Raw genomic sequence first — 20,168 nt, 5'->3', positions numbered from 1 at the left:
AACGGGGGGCTCGGTGCGGATCAAGGAAGTTCAAATCGAGAATTTTCGGCTCCTGCGCGATGTTGCGGTTGGGTTCGAAGATCGCACCACGTTGATTGTCGGACGGAACAACAGTGGCAAAACGTCGATTGCGGAGCTGTTCCGGAGGCTCCTCGGCGATAAGGTGCCATCGTTCAGGATCGAGGACTTTTCCCTGGGCTGTCACGAGTGCTTCTGGGCGGCATTTGAGGCAAGCAACGCGGGGGGCTCTGCGCCCGATGTCGTTGCACTCCTCCCATCTATCAAGATCACGATCGACATCACTTACGACATTGACGCCCCAGACCTTGGCCCATTGAGCGCGTGCATCGTCGATCTCGATCCGGACAGCAGCGACGCAAGACTCGTTCTTACCTATGGCCCTCGACCAACCGCGCCTGCCGTACTCTTCACAGATCTCGCCGTCGGCGATGACGTGGCGATCAACCGCCGGAACCTGTTTCGGGCGTTGGGCAGCCGCGTGCAGGCTGCCTATGCGGCATCGCTGGAGGCCGTTGACCCCAACGATCCGACCAATCGAAAGTCGCTGGAGCCGAAAACGCTCACGACGCTGATCCGGGGCGGCTTCATCAACGCGCAACGCGGCCTCGACGACGATACGCATCGCGAGCGGGACGTTCTGGGGAAGGTCGTCGAGGTGCTCTTTCAGTCTGCGCTGACCGATCCAGTCGATCCAGAAAAGCGGACGACGGCCGAGCAGCTCAAGGAAGCCGTGGAGCAAATCCAGGGCGACCTACATGCCGGCTTCAACGCCAAGCTCACCTCACTCCTGCCGACGTTCGACCTGTTCGGCTATCCCGGCCTCTCCGATCCGGGCCTCGTTACCGAGACCAGCTTTGATGTCGAGAAGCTGCTGAACGATCACACCAAGGTTCGCTACGTCGGCGTCAACGGCATTACGCTGCCCGAAACCTACAACGGGCTGGGCGTGCGCAACCTCGTCTACATGCTGCTCCAGTTGCTGCGTTTCTTCCGCGAATATCAGGCCACACCGACCGCGGCCGGGGTGCATCTCATCTTCATCGAAGAGCCGGAGGCGCACCTGCATCCCCAGATGCAGGAGGTCTTCATCAGGCAGCTCGACCAGATCACCAGCGCATTCATCGCCCAGCTCAATGAGAACCGGCCATGGCCGGTCCAGTTCGTCGTCACCACTCACTCTCCCCACATGGCGAACGAAGCGCGGTTCGAGGCCATGCGCTATTTCCTCTCCGTTCCGGATGGCGAAGGCATGCGCCGTTCACTCGTGAAGGATTTGCGCAAGGGCATGGGCGGTGCCCCCGAGCCGGATCGCGAGTTCCTGCATCAGTATCTAACCTTGACCCGGTGCGATCTGTTCTTCGCCGACAAGGCGGTCCTGATCGAGGGAACAGCGGAGCGCATCCTGCTTCCGGCCATGATCCGCAAGACCGACGGCGCCGCCGCCGGGCAACCGCAGCTCGGCAGCCAGTATCTCACGGTGATGGAGGTCGGCGGCGCCTACGCCCACCGTTTCTTCGATCTCCTGTCCTTCCTCGAATTGCGCACCCTCATCATTACCGACATCGACGCAGTGAAGCCCAACGATGCTGGGAAGCGCGTGGCCGTGCCAGTCGCGGACGGGGTGTTCACCAGCAACGGATGCCTGAAAGCATGGTTCGGGGACGATGTTTCGCCCGAGGCGCTGTTGGGAAAGAATGCGCCTGACAAAGCGACCGGCGTTCGGCGCGTTGCCTTCCAGATACCGGAAGCGGCCGGGGGACCGTGCGGCCGAAGCTTTGAGGACGCCTTCATCCTGGCCAATCCTGCACGCTTCCCCCTGGACGGCGACCAAGCGCTGGCCGCCTATGCCCTTGCTGCGGATCAGAAGAAGTCCACCTTCGCCCTAGAGCACGCGATCGAGCACATGGACTGGAACGTTCCCCGATACATCGCAGAGGGGCTGCGCTGGCTGGCGGAGGGCAATCCTGCACCCGTGGCCCCAGCTCCGGCGGTGGCGGTCGAGATCGTGGCAGGCGCCGCCGGCGTGGCGGTGAATGTGGCTGAGGTGGGCGAGAATGGCTGAGGAAGCGGAGAATCCCGCAGACGCCGCCGGGCGCGTCGCCCTTGAACGGATGTTCGCCTGTTTGGACGATGGGCGCAGCTTCCGGCTGGAAGCTGGCGCTGGCGCCGGCAAGACGTACTCGCTCGATAAAGCGCTCCGCCGCCTGATCGACCGTCGCGGCGCCGAGCTTCTTCGCCGCGGACAGCAGGTCGCCTGCATCACCTACACCAACGTCGCCAAGGACGAGATCATCTCGCGCATCCAGGCCCATCCTGCCGTGCGCCCCGACACGATTCACGGTTTTTGCTGGTCCATTCTGCACGACTTCCAATCGACGCTGCGTGCGCTCGTTCCCGCGCTTGAGGGCTGGACGGAGCGCCTTGAACCAGTCGGCGGCATCGGAGCCCGCCGCGTCCATTACGAACTGGGGTATCCGAGCGTCAGTGATCACCAGGTGACGTTACGGCACGACGACGTGCTGGCGCTGATGATCCAGATGCTAGCCTATCCGAAGTTCCGGTCTGTCCTCACGGCGCGCTTTCCCATCCTTTTGATCGACGAGTATCAAGACACCGATGCTGGCTTCGTCGATGCGATCAAGGCGGACTTTCTGGACACGGGCCAAGGTCCGCAGATTGGGCTTTTCGGCGACCACTGGCAGAAGATTTATGGCGAAGGCTGCGGCCTTGTCGAGCATGCCGCGCTGGAAGTGATCGACAAGAATGCTAACTTCCGATCCACCGACCCTATCGTCCAAGTCCTCAATCGGATGCGACCGGCGTTACCGCAAATGGTGCGTGATCCAGCGCTTCCTGGCGAGGCGCGAGTGTATCATACCAATCTTTGGCCCGGCATCAGGCGGACCGGACAAGGCGGTGGCCATTGGACCGGCGATACCACTCCCGAGGCGGCCAAGGCGTATTTCGCGCATATCAAGCAGAGGCTTGCAGCCGAGGGCTGGGACTTTTCGGTCGGGACGACCAAAATCCTTATGCTCAGCCACAGCGTGCTTGCACGCGAGCAGGGGTATTCCAGCATCCCGCCGATCTACGGCCAGTTCAACGACCCCTGGCTGAAGAAGGACGATCCGCATATCAAGTTTCTGACCGACCACTTGGAGCCGGCCTGCGCCGCATTCGAGGCCAAGCGATACGGTGAGATGTTCGGATGTTTCGGTACCGGCACCCCAAAAATCCATAAGCACGCCGACAAGATCGCATGGTCGGACGCCATGACCGCATTGATCGCTTTGCGCACATCGGGGACCATCGGCGAGGTTGTCGATTTCATCGCTGCACAGCCGCATATGCGTCTTCCAGAGCCGGTTGAAGACGCAGAGCGACGGCTGACCGAAGCCGGCCCCGAGCCGATCGAGGGAGAGTCCCGCCGTATTACCCAGCTCCGGAAGCTGCGTGCCGTCCCTTATGCTGAGCTAGTCGCACTTGATCGCTTCATCGACGGTCACACTCCCTTCGCCACGAAGCACGGCGTCAAGGGCGCCGAGTTCGAGAACGTGCTCGTGATCGTCGGTCGCGGCTGGAACAAATACAACTTCGGCCAGATGCTCGAATGGATCGAGCCCGGTCCGCCCGCCGATAAAGCAGAGTTCTTCGAGAACAACCGCAACCTCTTCTACGTGGCATGTTCTCGGCCAAAGGTCCGTCTTGCGCTCCTGTTCACTCAGGTGCTCAGCGCTAACGCGATGGCGCGGCTTACGGCTTGGTTCGGGGTCGACAACATCGTCGCCTTGCCAGCGGAGCCAGCGGCCGTGCCGGCATAAGCATGGCAACCGCTCGCGGTGACCGTCGCGTCCGGCTCGCCCATGAGGAGAGACTCTGCTATAGGGAATGACGGTACTTTTCTGTGCGCCTCGCAGTGCTTCGCGGGACCGGCAACAGCCCAGAGGGGACTGATCGTCATCGATAGATGCCGAAACCCAGAAAAAAATTTCCAATGTAATTTCCCTTAGAAATCAACACCGTAACTTTTTGACGGCCCATGAGGCGGCTACCAGAGCGCAGAGTAAGAAAAAATCCAGCTAGATCAATGACCTAACTGGGCTTAGAACAATCGAGTGGGAATAAGGACTATACTCGACAGGTCCTATAAAGATGGCGCCGCGACTAGTTCGCGGCGTTTCTGTTTTGCCGTGCGAGATAGATGATCTGGGCGGTCAGGCCAACCACGAGGATCGCCAGCAACCCTGCCTGAGCGCCGAGAAGCAGCGGCGATTTCAGGTCCGTAACCAGAGGGTGACCGTCTGGAACACGACGCAGGATTTCGCTCACCGTCGGGACCATCAAAAGAAACGCACTGATGCTGAGACAGATGGTTTCGATATATCTGGCCATGCGCGTTGAACCCAGAACGCCTTCGATGCCGTAACCTGCGAGCAGGAACAGGATGGTCAGGACGCCAACGCCGTAACTGATCGGCTGATGTGCCACGAGGAAGACCGTCGCAGCGCCAATCAGCATGGAGACAAGATAAAGAGTGCCTGGCGCTGATCGGGGAACGATTCGGCCGTGGCGGGCAAACATGTAAATGGCGGCGGGAATGGCCGGCAGGCTTCCAAGCGTATGGATCCAGCCGATCGGAGAGATTCCGAACATGAGAGATTGCCTTTCTCGTCCAAAAGGACGTGGTGGTCCGGGAAGCAGACCGTCATCGACAAATCTGCCAGCTTACTACGGTCTATTTTTTCGGTGGCGTGCCGCTCGGGTCATGCATCGAGCCCCCTCGCGAAACTGCGATTTCAAGCGGTCATGCGCTCCAGCATGGGGCGGGTTATTGCGCCAAAAGTCGTCGCATCACCATGGGCACGGGCGGAAAGCATCGCGCCATGCACGGTGGCCATGAAGATTTCAGCATTGGCTCTGGTGGTTCCGTTCAGCGCGAGGCGCCCCTGGGCAACGCCACGTTCCAGAACGGCGGTGAGCCAGTCGGAGAGACTTCGAAAATGCGCGCGCACTTCAAGAGCGACCGTTTCAGGAAGAACCGGAATTTCACTGGCGAGCAGAGCGCAGACGCAGAAGGGGTGAGTGGCCTCGGCGATACAGCCCTCCCAATAGCCGATATAGGCGCGGAGCTGTTCGAGCGGGTCGGAAATGTTTTGCTCCAGTTCGGCGATACCCGCTTCCGCCTCCTGCCTGTATTGCGCAACGAGTTTTTGGACCAGATCGGACTTGCTGGGAAAGTGATGGTGAATGCTCGCATTGCGAATGCCGACCACGGCGGAAACGTCGGCATAGCTGAAACTGTTGTAGCCGCCCTTTATGATCAGGGAGCGTGCGCAACGGAGGATTTCATCGGCTTTGGTCTGTGGATTTTTCATGAGAGCTGCCTACCAATTAGTAGGTAGAATGTCAATATCAGGCGGTTTTAACCTGCGGCTGCGAAAAAGGCGCTCCCGGCTATTTCCCGGCATCGGGTAAGCACCCAAGGCTTTTGTTCTCTTTTTGTTCTTTTAATTATTGCCGTTGGTGATAATATCCCGGCCCAGGCAAAGGCCGTGGAGCATCGCTATGGGTTTTGGGTTGGCAAATGAAGGAGGTTTAAGGCAGCTTTTCTTCGAAGGATGGGAGCCGGAGAAAATACGGCGTTTCAATCCGCGATTTAGCAGCAAGCTCTTGATCACGGTGAAACCGCCGGCCGCCCTGGCGGAACGAATTTTTGCCGATGCGGCGCGCCATGCCGCAGGGCGGACGAAGCGTGAGGCCTATCCGCCGGAGCTTCTGCACATAACCCTGCTCTGTATCGGAGGTTTCGAGACCGTGCCTCACGGGCTAGTAGAAAGGCTGAAGGCAGCGCTGGGGGAGATCAAGGCTCGGCCCGTTCCGATCACATTCGATGGAACATCGCTTTTAGGCAATCGCAACAGTCTGGCGCTACACAGCAGCCGCGAGATGCAGGAACTTAGGGCTCTGGCGAAAATGGTGCGCCGCGCCCTGCGGCGGGCAAACCTGCCCTATGTCGCCGCATCGTCGTTTACGCCACATCTCACCGTTATCTACGGCTGCGGGAAAATTGAGTTGATGCCGGCTGACAAACCCTATAGCTGGCTTGCGGGGAGCTTCGAACTCGTTTTCAGCCACAATGGCGAAACACGGCATGAACTGCTCGGGCGCTTCGCACTCTCGCCGAAAGCGGAGCGTTATGAACGGCCTGAAAGCCAGCTCCATTTGCCGGAAAAAGTGATCGGACCTTCGAAACGGCCGACACAAAGGGCGTCAGTGCGATAACATGCACCTGAAGCGGCGTAGCGCTCTGATACCGACAATTTTTCCGCACTCTCCATGGGGAACTATGCGGAGCCTTCTTGTGCGAATCCGGCGCTTTTTTTGCGCCAGCCGCATATCCGCCGCGCCAGCCGAAAACCGATCCGGTTATCGAACGCAAGCGAGGCGATATCGCCTCGCAACGGATGATGACCAGCTTAGAGCTGTACCTTGTCGAAAGCCTTGCCGTCGATGCCGAGGGCTTCGAGATCGGCGCGGGCGGGCTTACGATGTGCGCGAACAGCGGCCGAAACCGAGAGCGCTGCACCGAGAACGGCGAAAGTTTCACCGAAGAAGTTACGCGATGTCTTTGCAACCTGACGCATTTTTCTCTCCATCTTTGATGCCCAGATAATGGGCATTTCCGGCCCGTTCTACAACTCATGATGCAGCAGGGAAGCCATGCAGCTTTGCTCGCGCTCGTTTGGATATCAGCCATTGCGATTTTGCATGGCTTAGGCACCGCGACCGGGTATATGCGCAGGGCACTTCAGGAGGCGGGTTGAATAAGACGGATATTTTGTTATGCCGGAAGTGCTTTTAGAGACGACGAGGCAGATGGCATGACGGTCACGATTTACGGCATCAAGAACTGCGACACGATGAAGAAGGCCAGAGGCTGGCTGGAAGCCAACGGTGTCGACTATTCTTTCCATGACTATAAGGCGGCCGGCATCGACCGTGCTCATCTGGAAACATGGTGCGATGCCGCGGGCTGGGAAACGGTTCTCAACCGCGCCGGCACGACCTTCAAGAAACTCGATGACGGCCAGAAGGCCGATCTCACCCGTGAGAAGGCCATCGGGCTGATGCTGGAACAGCCCTCCATGATCAAGCGTCCCGTGCTGGAAGCGAAGGGCAGGATAACCGTCGGTTTCAAGCCTGAAACCTACCAGACCCTCTTTGCGTGAACGCAGCCCGCCATGTCCAAAACAACCCGTGCCACCCAAATGCTGACCAAGGCCGGCGTTGCCTTCACCACCGTCACCTATGATTACGACCCGAATGCCGACCGCATCGGCCTGCAGGCGGCCGAGGCGATCGGTGAGCCACCGCATCTCGTCCTGAAAACGCTGATGGCGGAGCTGGATGGCAAGCCAGTCTGCGTCGTCGTCCCTTCGGATCGCGAGGTCAGCATGAAGAAGCTGGCCGCCGCCTTCGGAGGCAAATCCGCCAGCATGATGAAGCCTGCCGATGCGGAGCGCGCCACCGGTTATCATGTCGGCGGCATCAGCCCTTTCGGGCAGAAGAAACAGGTGCCAACGGCCATTGAGGCCGGGGCCATGGCGCATGATTATGTCTACATGAATGGCGGACAACGCGGCCTGCAGGTGAGGCTTTCGCCCCGCGATGCCCAAAGCGCACTGAAGGCGATTGCCGCGCCGCTGGTCGCCGATTGAAGCGCGGGATGCGCCCCTGAAAGCATTTGGCTTTCGGAAGGAATGGGCTATGGTCGGCGCCTCCTATTGAAATAGACGAAGGCAGATCATGACCGTTTCCCCCATCGATCCCGTCAAACTCGAAAAACTGGCCGAAGTCGCGGTCAAGGTCGGCCTGCAATTGCAGAAGGATCAGGATCTGGTGATTACCGCACCGCTGGCAGCCCTGCCGCTGGTGCGATTTTTGACCAAACACGCCTATATGGCGGGTGGCGGACTGGTCACCACTTTCTATTCCGACGAAGAAACCACGCTTGCCCGCTATCGCCACGCCAGCGACGCCAATTTCGACCGGGCTTCCGGCTGGCTTTATGAAGGCATGGCGAAGGCCTATGCCAATGGCGCGGCGCGGCTGGCGATTGCCGGCGACAATCCCATGCTGCTGGCCGAACAGGACCCCGCCAAGGTAGCCCGCGCCAACAAGGCCAACTCCACGGCCTACAAGCCGGCGCTGGAGAAGATTTCTAATTTCGACATCAACTGGAACATCATCTCCTATCCGAACCCCTCCTGGGCAAAGCAGGTTTTCCCCGGTCTCGCGGAAGACGAAGCGGTCCGCAAGCTCGCGGACGCCATCTTCGCCGCGTCGCGGGTGGATCTGACCGATCCGGTCGCGGCCTGGGCCGAGCACAATGCCAATCTCGCCAAACGTTCGGCATGGCTGAACGGTGAGCGCTTCTCTGCGCTGCATTTCACCGGCCCCGGCACGGATGTGAAGATCGGTCTCGCCGACGGCCATGAATGGCATGGCGGCGCCTCCACCGCCAAGAATGGCGTGACCTGCAACCCGAATATCCCAACGGAAGAGGTCTTCACCACCCCGCATGCGCTGCGTGTCGACGGTTACGTCTCCAGCACCAAGCCGCTATCGCATCAAGGAACGCTGATTGACGACATCCAGGTGAAGTTCGAAGCCGGCCGCATCGTCGAAGCCAAGGCTTCGAAGGGCGAAGCGGTGCTGAACAAGGTGCTCGACACCGACGAGGGCGCGCGGCGTCTCGGCGAAGTGGCGCTGGTGCCGCATTCCTCGCCGATCTCTGCAAGCGGCATCCTGTTCTACAATACGCTGTTCGATGAAAACGCCTCCTGCCACATTGCGCTCGGCCAATGCTATTCGAAATGCTTCCTCGACGGTGCTTCGCTGTCGCAGGATGAAATCAAGGCGCAGGGCGGCAACTCAAGCCTGATCCACATTGACTGGATGATCGGCTCCGACAAGGTGGATATTGACGGTGTGAAGCCGGACGGCTCCACGGTTCCGGTGATGCGCGAGGGCGAATGGGCCTGACGACACCTATCTCGGCAACTGGCTGCGCTGACTGAGCCAGATGCTGAAAAGTACCGCAACGAAACCGACGATCTGCGCTGGCGTGAGGCTTTGGCCGAGCGCCAGCCAGCCGAGCAGGGTTGCAACGACCGGGCTTAGAAAACCGAGCGATGCGGCGGCGGAAGGTTCGATGCGGGCAAGCCCGCGAAACCACAGAAAATAGGTCAGGGCAGCACCGACAAGTCCCAGACAGGCCATGCCGAGAATATTGGTCGCTGTCGGCGTCGGCAGGGCCGGTTCCAGGAAATAGGCGACCGGCAGCAACAGAAGGCCGCCCGCCGTCAATTGCCAGGCGGTGAATGTGAGGTTCGACACCGGCGGCCGCCATTTGCGGGTCAACACCGTTCCGAAAGCCATGGAGACGGCACCGGCAAGACCTGCCGCCACACCGATACCATCCAGCGCAGCGCCCGGCGCCAGAACCAGAAGCGCAACGCCGACAATGCCCAGAAAACCGGCCGCGATGGCCAGCGGCCGGACGGGTGCGGCGAGAAACAGCCGGGAAAGCCCAATCACGATCAGGGGCTGGACTGCACCCACCGTTGCCGCCACGCCGCCCGGCAGCCGATAGGCCGACACAAAAAGCATCGCCCAGAAGAACGAGAAATTCAGCGCCCCGAGAATGAAGCTGCGCGGCCACCAGATACCGTGCGGCAGCTTTCTTACGAAAAGCAGCAAAAGCACGCCGGCCGGCAATGCGCGCAGCATCGCGACATGAAAGGGATAGCCGTGCGGCAAAAATTCGGTCGTCACGAAATAGGTTGTTCCCCAGATGGCGGGGGCAAGGGCGGTCACCAGCACATCGGCGGCATAAGTCGGATTTTTCTTCATTTCAAGAATCTCTATATCAAGATAAATGCAATCTAGCCGATTTTATCTTGACGTCAAGACATCAATTGTTATGCCTTGGTGATGAGCAAAGAACCGTTGGACCATGTCGATCACATTCTGGCGCAATGGCGCAGGGAGCGGCCCGATCTCGATGTCGGTCCCATGGGGCTGCTCGGGCGCCTGAACCGTCTCGCCACCCATCTCGGCCGGGAGGTGGAGGCGGTGTTGCTGAAGCACGGGCTTTCCTCTTCCGCTTTCGATGTGCTGGCGACATTGCGGCGCTCCGGCTCACCTTACAGGCTCTCCCCCGGCGATCTTTTGGCCATGACGATGGTGAGTTCCGGCACCATGACCAACCGGATCGACCAGCTCGAGAAAGCCGGGTTGGTGGAGCGTATTCATAACCCGAACGACCGGCGCAGCGTTCTGATATCGTTGACGGAACGGGGATTTGCCATTGTCGAGGAAGCGGCAGGCGCTCACGTCGAAAACCAGCATCGCCTGGTCGCCGGCTTCAGCGAAGAAGAGCGTGCGACGCTGAACCGACTGCTGAAACGGTTTTTGCGGGATTTCGAAGAATAGGCTTTTCGGCCCGACAAACACACAATGGCTCCGGGATGGCGCTTGTTTCGCTCCGAAAAATCCTGTAAGCAATTTTCCATAAACCTGTACTACAGGTTGGAGGAAAAATGTTAACTGCCATTTCGCATGAGTCCAGTCTCGTCAGCAGCACGATCGGCGCTATCACCCGCCATATCCGCGAAAACGAACTTGCACCGGGAGCGAAGCTCCCCAGCGAGCTTTCGCTCTCGCAGCAGCTAGGTGTCTCCCGCACCGTCGTTCGCGAGGCTTTCCGGTCCCTCTCGGCCATGCGGTTGATCGACGTGAGTGCCGGCAAGCGCGCGACGGTGGCGACGCTGGATCACGGTGCAATGTCCTTGATGTTCGAACATGGCATTCACACCGAACAGATCAACATCCAGCAGATTTACGACGTGCGCCGCACGATCGAAGTCAGAACCGTGACGCTCGCGGCACTGAGGCGAACGGATGCGGAAGCGCTCACCATTCTCGACCATGCCAACAATATGGAGCGGGATTTCGGTGACAATGACAAGGTCATGGAACACGACCTTGCTTTTCACCTCGCCGTTGCCCGAGCCTCGAAGAACCCGGTTTTCGAACTCATTCTCGGCGCCTTTCAAAACGTGACGCGTCAGACCTGGCCGATCGGATGGAAGAGCCGAACATCCGACGCGCAGCGTCATGCAGCCGGGGAACTTCATATCGCCATCGGGCAGGCCATTGCCGCCGGTGACCCGCAAACGGCCTCAACGCTGATGGCGCGGCATTTCGATGAAAGCGTGCATGCGCTTCTGGCCGCCGGCATAGCCTGATTTTTTTCAACGAAATCCCAGACGAAAATCTCTGGAGGAGACACTTTCATGAAAATCACGAAACTCGAGACCGTTCGTGTGGCGGAACGGGCAAACCTGCTCTGGGTTCTGGTCCACACCGATGAGGGCATTACCGGGCTCGGCGAAACCTTTTATGGCGCCGAGACGGTGGAGACCTATGTGCACGAATACATCGCCCCCCGCGTGATCGGCCGCGACCCGCTGCAGATCGACCTTCTGGCGCAAGACCTCGTCGGTTATCTCGGCTTCCGTTCATCGGGCGCGGAAGTGCGCGGCAACTCCGCTTTCGATATCGCGCTGTGGGATATTTTCGGCAAGGCCACAAACCAGCCCATCGCCCAGCTGCTCGGCGGTTTCAGCCGTAAGGAAATCCGCACCTACAACACCTGCGCGGGCACCGAATATATCAAGAAGGCGACCGGGCAGCAGACCGCCAATTATGGCCTTTCCGGCGGCAAGGATTATGACGACCTGAACGGCTTCCTGCACCGGGCGGACGAGCTTGCCCATTCGCTGCTGGAAGACGGCATCACCGCCATGAAGATCTGGCCCTTCGACGCGGCGGCCGAAAAGACGCGCGGGCAATATATCTCGATGCCGGACCTGAAAAGCGCGCTCGAGCCATTTGAAAAAATCCGCAAGGCAGTGGGTGACAAGATGGATATCATGGTGGAGTTTCACTCCATGTGGCAGCTTCTGCCCGCCATGCAGATCGCAAAGGCACTCACCCCCTACCAGACCTTCTGGCATGAAGACCCGATCAAGATGGACAGTCTTTCCAGCCTGACGCGTTATGCCGCCGTTTCGCCCGCGCCCATTTCCGCCTCGGAGACGCTCGGCTCCCGCTGGGCCTTCCGCGATCTGCTCGAGACAGGTGCTGCCGGTGTGGTGATGCTGGACATCAGCTGGTGCGGCGGGCTTTCGGAGGCGCGCAAGATCGCTTCGATGGCGGAAGCCTGGCATCTGCCGGTCGCCCCGCATGATTGCACCGGGCCGGTGGTGCTCTGCGCCTCCACCCATCTGTCGCTCAACGCGCCGAACGCGCTGGTGCAGGAGAGCGTGCGCGCCTTCTACAAGACCTGGTATCGCGATCTCGTCACCGCATTGCCTGAGGTGAAGAACGGCATGATCACCGTGCCGCCGGGTGCCGGCCTTGGCATGGAACTGCATCCCGATATCGAAAAGACCTTCACCGTCAGCCGCCGTTTTTCGGATGCGGCGTCGATCTGATCAGAACAGGCTGCCCTGATTGCCCGGATCGGAAGAAGCCGGTTTCGCCGGCTTCTTTTTTGGCACTATGGGGTTATCCGGGGATGGCGCTCCCTCCCCCGTCGTGATGGCCGAGACGCGGCCATCGGCAAATTCCATCGAGACCACAGCACCTGAAGCAATAGCGGCAGCGCGGGTCAGCGGCCTGTTCTCCTCATCGCGGATCACGGCATAACCGCGTTTCAGCACGTTTTTATAAGAGAGCGATTGCAGGATGCGGTCATGGGCGGCAAGGCCCGCACGGTTCTGTGCCATGCGGTGCAATACGGCTGTATCGGCCCGGCGCGCGCCGGTGACGACCCGCTCCTTCTGCCGCTCCACCTGGCCGAGCAGCCGGGCGGGAAGCGAACGCAGCGCGGAATCGAAGGCATCGACACGGCCTTTACCCTGCAGCAGACGGCGCTCCACCAGGGTCTCGGCCCGGTGCATGCGCTCGGTAATCCGTTGCCTGTGCTGTTTGAGACCGTTCAGCAGGGTTTCCGGCCTGAGACCCGAAGCGGACCGCTCAAAAGCGCGGCGCTTGTTCAGGGTTGTCAATTCCAGTCCACGCCCGAGACCGCTCGCGGCCTCGTCGAACCTGCGGCGCGGCAGGGCCAGAAGCTGATCGAGCGACGGCAACGCGCGCACCAGCGCCCGCACGCCCTGACGGCGATTGTCCATCTGCCGCGATACAGAGCCTGAAAGACGGGCGGCAAGACCGGAAAGCTGCGCTTCCAGTTCAGCCCGCACCGGCACGGCCATTTCGGCGGCCCCCGTCGGGGTCGGCGCACGCACATCGGCAGCGTAGTCGATCAAGGTCGTATCGGTTTCATGCCCGACGGCGGAAATCAGCGGGATTTCGCTTTCGGCAGCGGCGCGTACGACGATTTCGTCGTTGAAGCTCCAGAGGTCCTCCAGACTGCCGCCGCCACGCGCGACAATCAGCACATCCGGCCGCGCAATCTCACCGCCGGGCTGAAGCGCATTGAAACCGCGAATGGCGTTCGCCACTTCTTCGCCCGAACCTTCGCCCTGCACCTTGACCGGCCAGACGACCACATGGACAGGAAATCGATCCGAAATGCGGTGAAGAATATCGCGAATGACAGCGCCCGTGGGCGAGGTAACGACGCCGATGACATGCGGCATGAAGGGCAGCCGGCGCTTGCGGGCCGCATCGAACAGCCCTTCCGCCGCCAGACGCCGGCGGCGATCTTCCAAGAGCGCCATCAGCGCGCCGGCGCCGGCAGGCTCGAGGCTTTCTATGACGATCTGGTATTTCGACGAGCCGGGAAAAGTTGTGACCTTGCCGGTGGCAATGACTTCCATGCCCTCTTCCGGGCGGAACTTCAGCCGCGAGAAGGTGCCTTTCCAGATCACCGCATCGATACGGGCGCGGTCGTCCTTCAGAGAGAAATAGGCATGTCCTGAAGAATGCGGACCGCGATAGCCGGAAATCTCGCCGCGCACCCGCACCTGCTCGAAAGCCGTCTCCACCGTGCGCTTGATGGAACCCGACAGTTCGGAGACCGAGAACTCGGCAAGATTGCTCAATGCTGCGTGGGAGAAGATATCGCTCATGCCCGTTTGTAACCAAAACCCGTCGATTCGGAAATGCCGGCGCCGGCCAGCCTCATTTTAACGGCGATGAAACCATATCCTCAACTAACGAGTTAGGAAAATGGGGATTGGAGGAGGAAACAAGGGTTCGTTAGGGAAAACGGCGTTACGTCTTGCCCCAGGCCCGATAACCAAAGAGGAGGCGGCATCATGATTTTTCTTACCGCCACAGCACTCGGCGTAACCGCAGTTGCGCTTCGTTCGGTTTTCAGCATCGTTTTCATCTGCATGATGATTATCGGTGCCTATGGCGTGGCGATTGCACTTTCTTCCACGGCCGTGCCCTTGATGTCGCTGCTTCTGGCGCTCGCCGGTTACAATTTCGGTGTCGTGGGTGTCGTCCTCGGCCTTCTGGTGCTGCAGCGCCCGCGTTCCACCCAGCCAACCCTCTAAAAGCCCACGGTCTTGAGGCGTCCGCACTTTGCGCTGACCGAGATTTGCGGACTGGCCGCCGACCTTGCTGTTACCTGTCTGCTTATTTTCTATCTCGGCGTCGATCCGCTGGCCGCCCGTTTGCCGGGTGCAGCAACGGGGCTTGCAACAAGCTGGCGGCTGAACCGTGCAAATGGTGCGGCATCAGCCGGGCTGAACAGCTTTCTGATGAATGCCGTCACGCTCACCTCACGTATCGTCAGTGTCGGCCTGTTTGCCCTGCTGCAATGGCGCAATCCTCTCGTGCAGCCGCTCGTCCCGCTTGCCTTTTCAATAATCGCAGCGCTGGCGCTGGCGCTTTACGGCTATTGGCGGCTTCAAAAGCAACGGCAAGATCAGGACTAAACCGTCTCCCAGCCATCCTTTTCCGCCGCTCGGTAGATAGCGTCGATGAAGAGCTGGTTCTTTCTCGAGCTTTCCAGCGTAACCACGTCGCCCTCACCCTTCGCCGCACGGGCAAAGGCCTCCGCCTCCAGCTTATATTGGCGGCTGTCCTGAAACCGGAAGATTTGCGACTGGCTATGGGCCTGATTGGTCAGCTCGATCTCTTCCGCACCCCAGCGATTGGCGTTGAAGGGAGATTTGACCTCAATGTACCCCTCAGTGCCATGGAAAACCATCACCTGACGGGCGGCAAGCTGTGTGGCCAGATAAAAACTCAGTTCGAAGCCGCCGAAATCGGCCCTGACACTGGAATAGATATCTGTGCCGAACTCCTTATCGCGCTCGACGGTGGCCTGTACGCGCCGGGGCTCCGCGCCGGTAGCAAAGCGCGTCACGATGGTCGGGTAAACGCCGATATCCGGCAAGGCTCCCCCACCCAGTTCGGGAATATTGCGCATATTGCCGGGATCACGGTTGAAATAGCTGAAAGCGCCCTGAACATGCTTCAGTGTGCCTATCGCGCCGGATGCCAACAACTCCTTAACCTTCGCCCAGACGGGCGCATAGGTGACCATGAAAGCTTCCGAAATGACAACGCGGTTGCGGTCACGCGCGGCGATGAGGGTGTCGATCTCTCCAGCCTTCAATGCAATCGGCTTTTCGCACAGAACATGCTTGCCGGCATCGGCGGCCTTGATGGTCCATTCCACGTGCTGCGAGGTCGGAAGCGGAATATAGACGGCGTCGATCACATCCGAGGCCAGCATCTCCTCATAGGAGCCGAAGGCGTGGGGCACGGAAAAACGATCCGCCACCGCGCGCGCCTTGGCATGGTCACGGCTGGCGATGGCGCTGACCACGCAGTTCTGCGCATCCTGTATCGCCGGAATGACGTGATCCTGAGCGATTTTCGCCGTTGAGATTATTCCGAAACGCAGCATTCCATTCTCCCGCTCTGCCATCCGCCGGAAACTTACCATCGTCATACGGTCTGGCAAGCCGCAGCTGCATGACAGAGCAAAGTATGGCTGAATTTGTCCTGTCTTTGTCGGAATGCCTGCTTTTCTCCGATCTGGATAAGAGGAATTATGCTATGCATGAACCCAATGGAGAAACATGAAATGTCCTATTCTCGTACAGCGCTGCTTGTTATCGACGTTCAGGAGTCCTTTCGGCACGCCCCTTACTTCGAGGAAAGCGAGCTTGCCGACTATCTGGAGAAGCAGCAGGCACTGATCGACGGTGCAAGGGCTGCGGGCATTCCCGTCGTGCAAATCTTCCATGTCGACGGCGACCGGGCCTTTTCAAAAGACAGCGGCTATATCCGGGCGCTGGAGGGTGTGCGGATCACCCCAGACGTCACCTTTCATAAGAACCGCCATTCGGCTTTTGCCGGCACCGGCCTCGAAATCTGGCTGACGCAGAAGGGCATCAACCGGCTGATCGTCTCCGGCATCCGCACCGAACAATGCTGCGAAACCACCACCCGGCACGCTTCCGATCTTGGTTACAGCGTCGATTACGTCACCGAAGCGACGCTGACTTTCCCGATGACACATGCTTCCGGTACCGTCTTCAGCCCGGACGATATCCGCAAGCGAACCGAGCTGGTGCTGGCCGGCCGCTTCGCGCGCATCGTGACCGTCGATGATGCACTGGCCACCGTCAAAGAGGCCGCCTGATGGATAAAGGCGGCACGCGCACCATTCCCTTTTATACGCTTGTGCCGCCACATGCGCTGTTGCTCGATATTGCCGGCCCGCTCGAAGTGATCCGTTATGCCAATGGGGAACAGCGGGACATCCATTTCGACTGCCGCTACATTGCTGCGACTGACAAACAGCAATCTTCCATCGGTCTTGCGCTTTCAGGGCTGGAGAACTTGCCTGCGACCCTGCCGGAAAATGCTTTCCTGCTGATCTCCGGCAGCACATCACGCTTCGACAACGATCCGGAGACAGGGCGAGAGCGGCAAGTGCTGGCGGCATGGCTGCGCCGTGTTGTGCGCCCCGATACGACAGTCATTTCCATCTGTTCCGGCGCGCTGCTGGCGGGCGAAGCCGGGCTTTTTGATGGGCGCAACTGCACGACCCATGCCGATTGCCTTGAAGGGCTGCGTCGCATCGCGCCGCTGTCCCAGGTGGCCGAAAACCGCCTTTTCGTCGAGGATGGCAACCGCTTCTCAAGCGCCGGAATTTCCACCGGCGTCGATCTGATGCTGCATGTGGTTTCCCGGCTGACATCCCCGGCTGTCGCCGCGCGTATTGCCAAAACCATGGTGGTTTATCTCAGACGCAGCGGCAACGATCCGCAAATCTCCCCCTGGATGACCGGCCGCAACCACATCCACCCCGCCATTCACCGGGTTCAGGACCGTGTGATGGCCGAGCCGGCGCAGGACTGGTCGCTGGAGCGGCTGGCCGATATTGCGGCGCTCAGCGAAAGGCATTTGTCGCGACTGTTTCGCGAGCATACCGGCATCAGCGTCATCGACTACGTCAACCTGATGCGGGTCAATCTCGCCCGCGACATTCTCGCCAACAGTCGCCTGGATATGGAAGCCATTGCCGAACGGGCGGGCTTTGCCTCCGCCCGGCATTTACGGCGTGTCTGGCAGCAGCATAATCGTTACCCGCCCAGCCATTATCGCGGTTTTCAGGCCTGATAATCTCAAACCCTGTCGCTGCCTGATGAATGCCATCAAAGGAATTGAATGGTTATGCGGATGAGCAGTTGCTAACCTTGCCACCAAGACAGCAACAGGAGCATTCCCCGTGGAAAAACGAAGCCTCGGCCGCACCGGCCTCTCCATCGCCCCGATCGTTTTCGGCGGTAACGTGTTCGGCTGGACAGCGGATGAGAAGACTTCCTTTGCGCTGCTCAACGCCTTTTTCGACGCCGGGTTCAACGCCATCGACACGGCGGATGTCTATTCCGCCTGGGTGGACGGACATGTGGGCGGCGAGTCCGAGACGATCATCGGCAAATGGCTGAAGCAGTCGAGCGTGAAGCGCGAAGATGCGGTAATCGTCACCAAGGTCGGTTTTGACAATCGCGGCCAGAAGACAGGCCTCAGCGCCAAGTGGATCGAAGAGGCCGTGGAAGCGTCGCTGAAGCGGCTGCAAACCGACTATATCGACCTTTACCTCGCCCACAAGCCGGATGCGGATGTGCCGCTGGAGGAAACGCTCGCCGCTTTCGGCAAGCTGAAGGAGCAGGGAAAAATCCGCGCCATCGGCTGCTCCAATTATTCCGCAAGCCAGCTTCAGGAAGCGCTGGACACGGCCGCAAAAAACAATCTTCCCCGTTATGACGTGCTGCAGCCGGAGTATAATCTCTATAACCGCAAGGATTTCGAAGGTCCGCTTGCCGAGCTTTGCCAGAAGGAAGAAATCGGCGTCATCAATTATTACAGCCTCGCCGCCGGCTTCCTCACCGGTAAATATCGTGCCAAGGCCGATACGGAAGGCGTCGCCCGCAGCTATCGCGTGGGTGAATATGTCAATACGCGCGGGCTTGCCATTCTGGGCGCCATGGATGCCGTGGCAGTGGAAACCGGGGCCAAACTTGCCGACATCGCACTGGCCTGGCTGTTGCGCAAGAAGGCGATAACCGCGCCGATCGCCAGCGCCACCAGCCTCTCCCAGCTTGAAAGCTTCAAACGCGCCGTCGAGTTAAAGCTGACGGATGAGATGATGACACTGCTCGACAAGGCGGGTGCGTAACATGGAGCTCAGAATTCGCGATGCGCAGCCGGCTGACCGGACGGAATGGCTGCGCCTGTGGAACGACTATCTTGCCTTTTATGATGTCGAACTTGCCGATGAGGTGACCGAGCACACCTGGGCACGCATTCTCGATCCCGCATCCCGTGTTTCCATGCGCGTGGCCATGCTCGGCGACCGCATGGCCGGTTTCGCCATTCACCACTTCCATGATTCCACCTGGGTAAAGACGCCCGACTGCTATCTGGAAGACCTGTTTGTCGATGGCGAAATCCGCGGCAAGGGAACGGGCCGGGCGCTGATGGATGATCTTGTCGCCATCTGCAAGGACAAGGGCTGGTCACGGCTGTACTGGCACACCGGCGAGGACAATCACCGCGCCCAGAAGCTCTACGACAGCTATGTGAAGAGCGACGGCCATATCCGCTATCGCATCAAGTTCTGATCAAATCCTGAAGCGGAAGAAATCCACGAAAGCCCTCAGCGCCGGCCTCATCTGCCGGCGCGAAGGATAATAAATGTAAAAACCGTCGAACGGGGCGCACCAGTCGTCAAGCACGCGGATAAGCCTGCCCGCCCGGATATCGTCTTCAACACGCTGCTCGAAAACGAACGCAAGCCCTGCCCCGTCGATGGCAGCCCGGCGAATGAGGCTCTGGTCCGACAGGATCAGCGGCCCCTGCACATCAACCACCAATGGCTTGCCATTCTTCTCCAGTTCCCAGCGATAGATAAGGCCGCTGGCGAAACGCCGGCGGATACAGCGATGCCGGATGAGATCCCTTGGATCCTGCGGTGGTGGATTTTCTGAGAAATAGGAGGGCGCGCCGACAATCGCACCGCGCCATGCGCCGCTGGCTTTTACCGCAATCATATCCGCATCGAGGTGCTCGCCAAGCCGCAAACCCGCATCGAAACCTTTCGCGACAATATCCTCGAAACGATCATCCGTTGAGATTTCGAGTGAAATATCGGGATAGAGCCGCAGGAACTCACCCAGCCGGGGCACGATGAGGTCCTCGGCAGCAAGCCGCGGCAGGGTGATGCGCAGGGGGCCGGCCGGTCTTCCGCCCTGCTCGGCAAGCGTCTCGATGACCGCATCGATATCGGCAAGTGCCGGACCAAGCGTTTCGAGAAGCCGCCTGCCCTCCTCTGTCGGCGAAACGCTGCGGGTGGTACGATGAAGCAGACGCAAGCCAAGACTCGCCTCCAGCGACGACACCGCATGGCTGACGGCGGAAGGGGCAATGGCAAGTTCGGCGGCGGCCTTGCGAAAGCTGCGGCCTTCGGCAACGGCAGCGAGAACAGCCAGTTGGGAGAGTTGCACACGGTTCATTGTTCTAAATGATAGAACAACCCACGCGGATTTGCAGCGATTATTTTTACCGCCATGAGACGCTATTTT

The 20,168-nt window shown here is 59.7% G+C and carries 22 protein-coding genes; 15 read left to right on the top strand and 7 right to left on the bottom strand.

Annotated features, from left to right (window positions below):
* Positions 1–13 precede the first annotated feature (13 nt).
* Together ACQZ40_RS00895 and ACQZ40_RS00890 are read left to right on the top strand one after the other, a co-directional pair.
* Positions 14–2,083 (top strand): ATP-dependent nuclease, encoded by a 2,070-nt coding sequence (locus ACQZ40_RS00895; RefSeq protein ID WP_448747201.1) that lies wholly within the window; start codon positions 14–16, stop codon positions 2,081–2,083.
* Positions 2,076–3,842 carry a UvrD-helicase domain-containing protein gene (locus ACQZ40_RS00890; protein WP_448747200.1) on the top strand — a complete coding sequence of 589 codons (1,767 nt, stop codon included), beginning with the start codon at positions 2,076–2,078 and terminating at the stop codon, positions 3,840–3,842. Before ACQZ40_RS00895 ends, ACQZ40_RS00890 begins: the two co-directional genes overlap by 8 nt.
* Before the next feature lie 343 nt (positions 3,843–4,185).
* Here ACQZ40_RS00890 and ACQZ40_RS00885 read toward each other — a convergent pair whose 3' ends face one another.
* Positions 4,186–4,674 carry a hypothetical protein gene (locus ACQZ40_RS00885; protein WP_448747199.1) on the bottom strand — a complete coding sequence of 163 codons (489 nt, stop codon included), beginning with the start codon at positions 4,672–4,674 and terminating at the stop codon, positions 4,186–4,188.
* Between the two features lie 143 nt (positions 4,675–4,817).
* The gene (locus ACQZ40_RS00880) at positions 4,818–5,396 is read right to left on the bottom strand and encodes a TetR/AcrR family transcriptional regulator (RefSeq protein ID WP_448747198.1); all 579 of its coding nucleotides are present in this window, start codon (positions 5,394–5,396) and stop codon (positions 4,818–4,820) included.
* A 190-nt stretch (positions 5,397–5,586) separates the two neighbouring features.
* Between ACQZ40_RS00880 and ACQZ40_RS00875 the strand changes: the two genes are divergently transcribed.
* Positions 5,587–6,303, top strand: coding sequence for a 2'-5' RNA ligase family protein (locus tag ACQZ40_RS00875; RefSeq protein ID WP_448747197.1), 717 nt, complete (start codon positions 5,587–5,589; stop codon positions 6,301–6,303).
* A 194-nt stretch (positions 6,304–6,497) separates the two neighbouring features.
* Here ACQZ40_RS00875 and ACQZ40_RS00870 read toward each other — a convergent pair whose 3' ends face one another.
* Entirely contained in the window at positions 6,498–6,665 is a 168-nt protein-coding gene (locus ACQZ40_RS00870; protein WP_003503889.1) for a hypothetical protein, read from the bottom strand.
* A 237-nt stretch (positions 6,666–6,902) separates the two neighbouring features.
* On the opposite strand from ACQZ40_RS00870, the gene ACQZ40_RS00865 reads away from it, so the two are divergent.
* The 3 genes from ACQZ40_RS00865 (at position 6,903) to ACQZ40_RS00855 (ending at position 9,066) form a co-directional block, all read left to right on the top strand.
* On the top strand, positions 6,903–7,250 hold the full coding sequence (locus tag ACQZ40_RS00865) for an ArsC family reductase (protein WP_220318039.1): 348 nt from the start codon (positions 6,903–6,905) through the stop codon (positions 7,248–7,250).
* Positions 7,251–7,262: 12 nt separating this feature from the next.
* Entirely contained in the window at positions 7,263–7,739 is a 477-nt protein-coding gene (gene ybaK / locus ACQZ40_RS00860) for a Cys-tRNA(Pro) deacylase (RefSeq protein WP_020812408.1), read from the top strand.
* A gap of 88 nt (positions 7,740–7,827) precedes the next feature.
* A complete protein-coding gene (locus ACQZ40_RS00855) occupies positions 7,828–9,066 on the top strand; it encodes an aminopeptidase (RefSeq protein WP_448747196.1) in 1,239 nt (412 codons plus the stop codon).
* Positions 9,067–9,072: 6 nt separating this feature from the next.
* Here the strand turns inward: ACQZ40_RS00855 and pecM are convergent, their stop codons facing one another.
* Positions 9,073–9,936 (bottom strand): 4-hydroxybenzaldehyde efflux transporter PecM, encoded by an 864-nt coding sequence (gene pecM / locus ACQZ40_RS00850; protein WP_448747195.1) that lies wholly within the window; start codon positions 9,934–9,936, stop codon positions 9,073–9,075.
* 81 nt (positions 9,937–10,017) lie between these two features.
* Here pecM and ACQZ40_RS00845 point away from each other — a divergent pair, with 81 nt between their 5' ends.
* The 3 genes from ACQZ40_RS00845 (at position 10,018) to ACQZ40_RS00835 (ending at position 12,584) form a co-directional block, all read left to right on the top strand.
* Positions 10,018–10,518 carry a MarR family winged helix-turn-helix transcriptional regulator gene (locus ACQZ40_RS00845; RefSeq protein ID WP_448747194.1) on the top strand — a complete coding sequence of 167 codons (501 nt, stop codon included), beginning with the start codon at positions 10,018–10,020 and terminating at the stop codon, positions 10,516–10,518.
* A 107-nt stretch (positions 10,519–10,625) separates the two neighbouring features.
* Positions 10,626–11,333: a FadR/GntR family transcriptional regulator gene (locus ACQZ40_RS00840; RefSeq protein WP_448747193.1), complete on the top strand. Its 708-nt coding sequence runs from the start codon at positions 10,626–10,628 to the stop codon at positions 11,331–11,333.
* Positions 11,334–11,381: 48 nt separating this feature from the next.
* The gene (locus ACQZ40_RS00835) at positions 11,382–12,584 is read left to right on the top strand and encodes a mandelate racemase/muconate lactonizing enzyme family protein (protein WP_020011125.1); all 1,203 of its coding nucleotides are present in this window, start codon (positions 11,382–11,384) and stop codon (positions 12,582–12,584) included.
* On the opposite strand, the gene xseA is transcribed toward ACQZ40_RS00835, so the two are convergent.
* Positions 12,585–14,183 (bottom strand): exodeoxyribonuclease VII large subunit, encoded by a 1,599-nt coding sequence (gene xseA, locus ACQZ40_RS00830; protein WP_271044826.1) that lies wholly within the window; start codon positions 14,181–14,183, stop codon positions 12,585–12,587.
* Positions 14,184–14,372: 189 nt separating this feature from the next.
* Here xseA and ACQZ40_RS00825 point away from each other — a divergent pair, with 189 nt between their 5' ends.
* Together ACQZ40_RS00825 and ACQZ40_RS00820 are read left to right on the top strand one after the other, a co-directional pair.
* Complete coding sequence (locus ACQZ40_RS00825) at positions 14,373–14,615, top strand: hypothetical protein (protein WP_020812414.1); 243 nt, start codon at positions 14,373–14,375, stop codon at positions 14,613–14,615.
* A gap of 12 nt (positions 14,616–14,627) precedes the next feature.
* On the top strand, positions 14,628–14,999 hold the full coding sequence (locus tag ACQZ40_RS00820; RefSeq protein WP_065654671.1) for a hypothetical protein: 372 nt from the start codon (positions 14,628–14,630) through the stop codon (positions 14,997–14,999).
* Here ACQZ40_RS00820 and ACQZ40_RS00815 read toward each other — a convergent pair.
* Positions 14,996–15,979, bottom strand: coding sequence for a Gfo/Idh/MocA family protein (locus ACQZ40_RS00815; RefSeq protein ID WP_433822084.1), 984 nt, complete (start codon positions 15,977–15,979; stop codon positions 14,996–14,998). The genes ACQZ40_RS00820 and ACQZ40_RS00815 overlap by 4 nt on opposite strands.
* A 180-nt stretch (positions 15,980–16,159) precedes the next feature.
* Between ACQZ40_RS00815 and ACQZ40_RS00810 the strand changes: the two genes are divergently transcribed.
* The 4 genes from ACQZ40_RS00810 to ACQZ40_RS00795 all read left to right on the top strand — a co-directional run bounded on the left by ACQZ40_RS00810 (position 16,160) and on the right by ACQZ40_RS00795 (position 19,208).
* Positions 16,160–16,720 (top strand): cysteine hydrolase family protein, encoded by a 561-nt coding sequence (locus ACQZ40_RS00810; RefSeq protein WP_433822085.1) that lies wholly within the window; start codon positions 16,160–16,162, stop codon positions 16,718–16,720.
* The gene (locus ACQZ40_RS00805) at positions 16,720–17,703 is read left to right on the top strand and encodes a GlxA family transcriptional regulator (protein ID WP_125145158.1); all 984 of its coding nucleotides are present in this window, start codon (positions 16,720–16,722) and stop codon (positions 17,701–17,703) included. The genes ACQZ40_RS00810 and ACQZ40_RS00805 overlap by 1 nt, the downstream gene beginning before the upstream one ends.
* A 109-nt stretch (positions 17,704–17,812) precedes the next feature.
* Positions 17,813–18,763: an aldo/keto reductase gene (locus tag ACQZ40_RS00800; RefSeq protein WP_065654675.1), complete on the top strand. Its 951-nt coding sequence runs from the start codon at positions 17,813–17,815 to the stop codon at positions 18,761–18,763.
* A gap of 1 nt (position 18,764) precedes the next feature.
* Positions 18,765–19,208, top strand: a complete 444-nt coding sequence (locus ACQZ40_RS00795; RefSeq protein WP_080855824.1) for a GNAT family N-acetyltransferase — start codon at positions 18,765–18,767, stop codon at positions 19,206–19,208.
* Here ACQZ40_RS00795 and ACQZ40_RS00790 read toward each other — a convergent pair whose 3' ends face one another.
* Positions 19,209–20,099 carry a LysR family transcriptional regulator gene (locus tag ACQZ40_RS00790; protein WP_080855823.1) on the bottom strand — a complete coding sequence of 297 codons (891 nt, stop codon included), beginning with the start codon at positions 20,097–20,099 and terminating at the stop codon, positions 19,209–19,211.
* Positions 20,100–20,168 lie beyond the last annotated feature (69 nt).

The organism is Agrobacterium sp. 16-172Ci (assembly GCF_053522725.1).
Note: the sequence above shows the minus strand (reverse complement) of the source record. Positions and strands in the feature narration are given on the sequence as shown.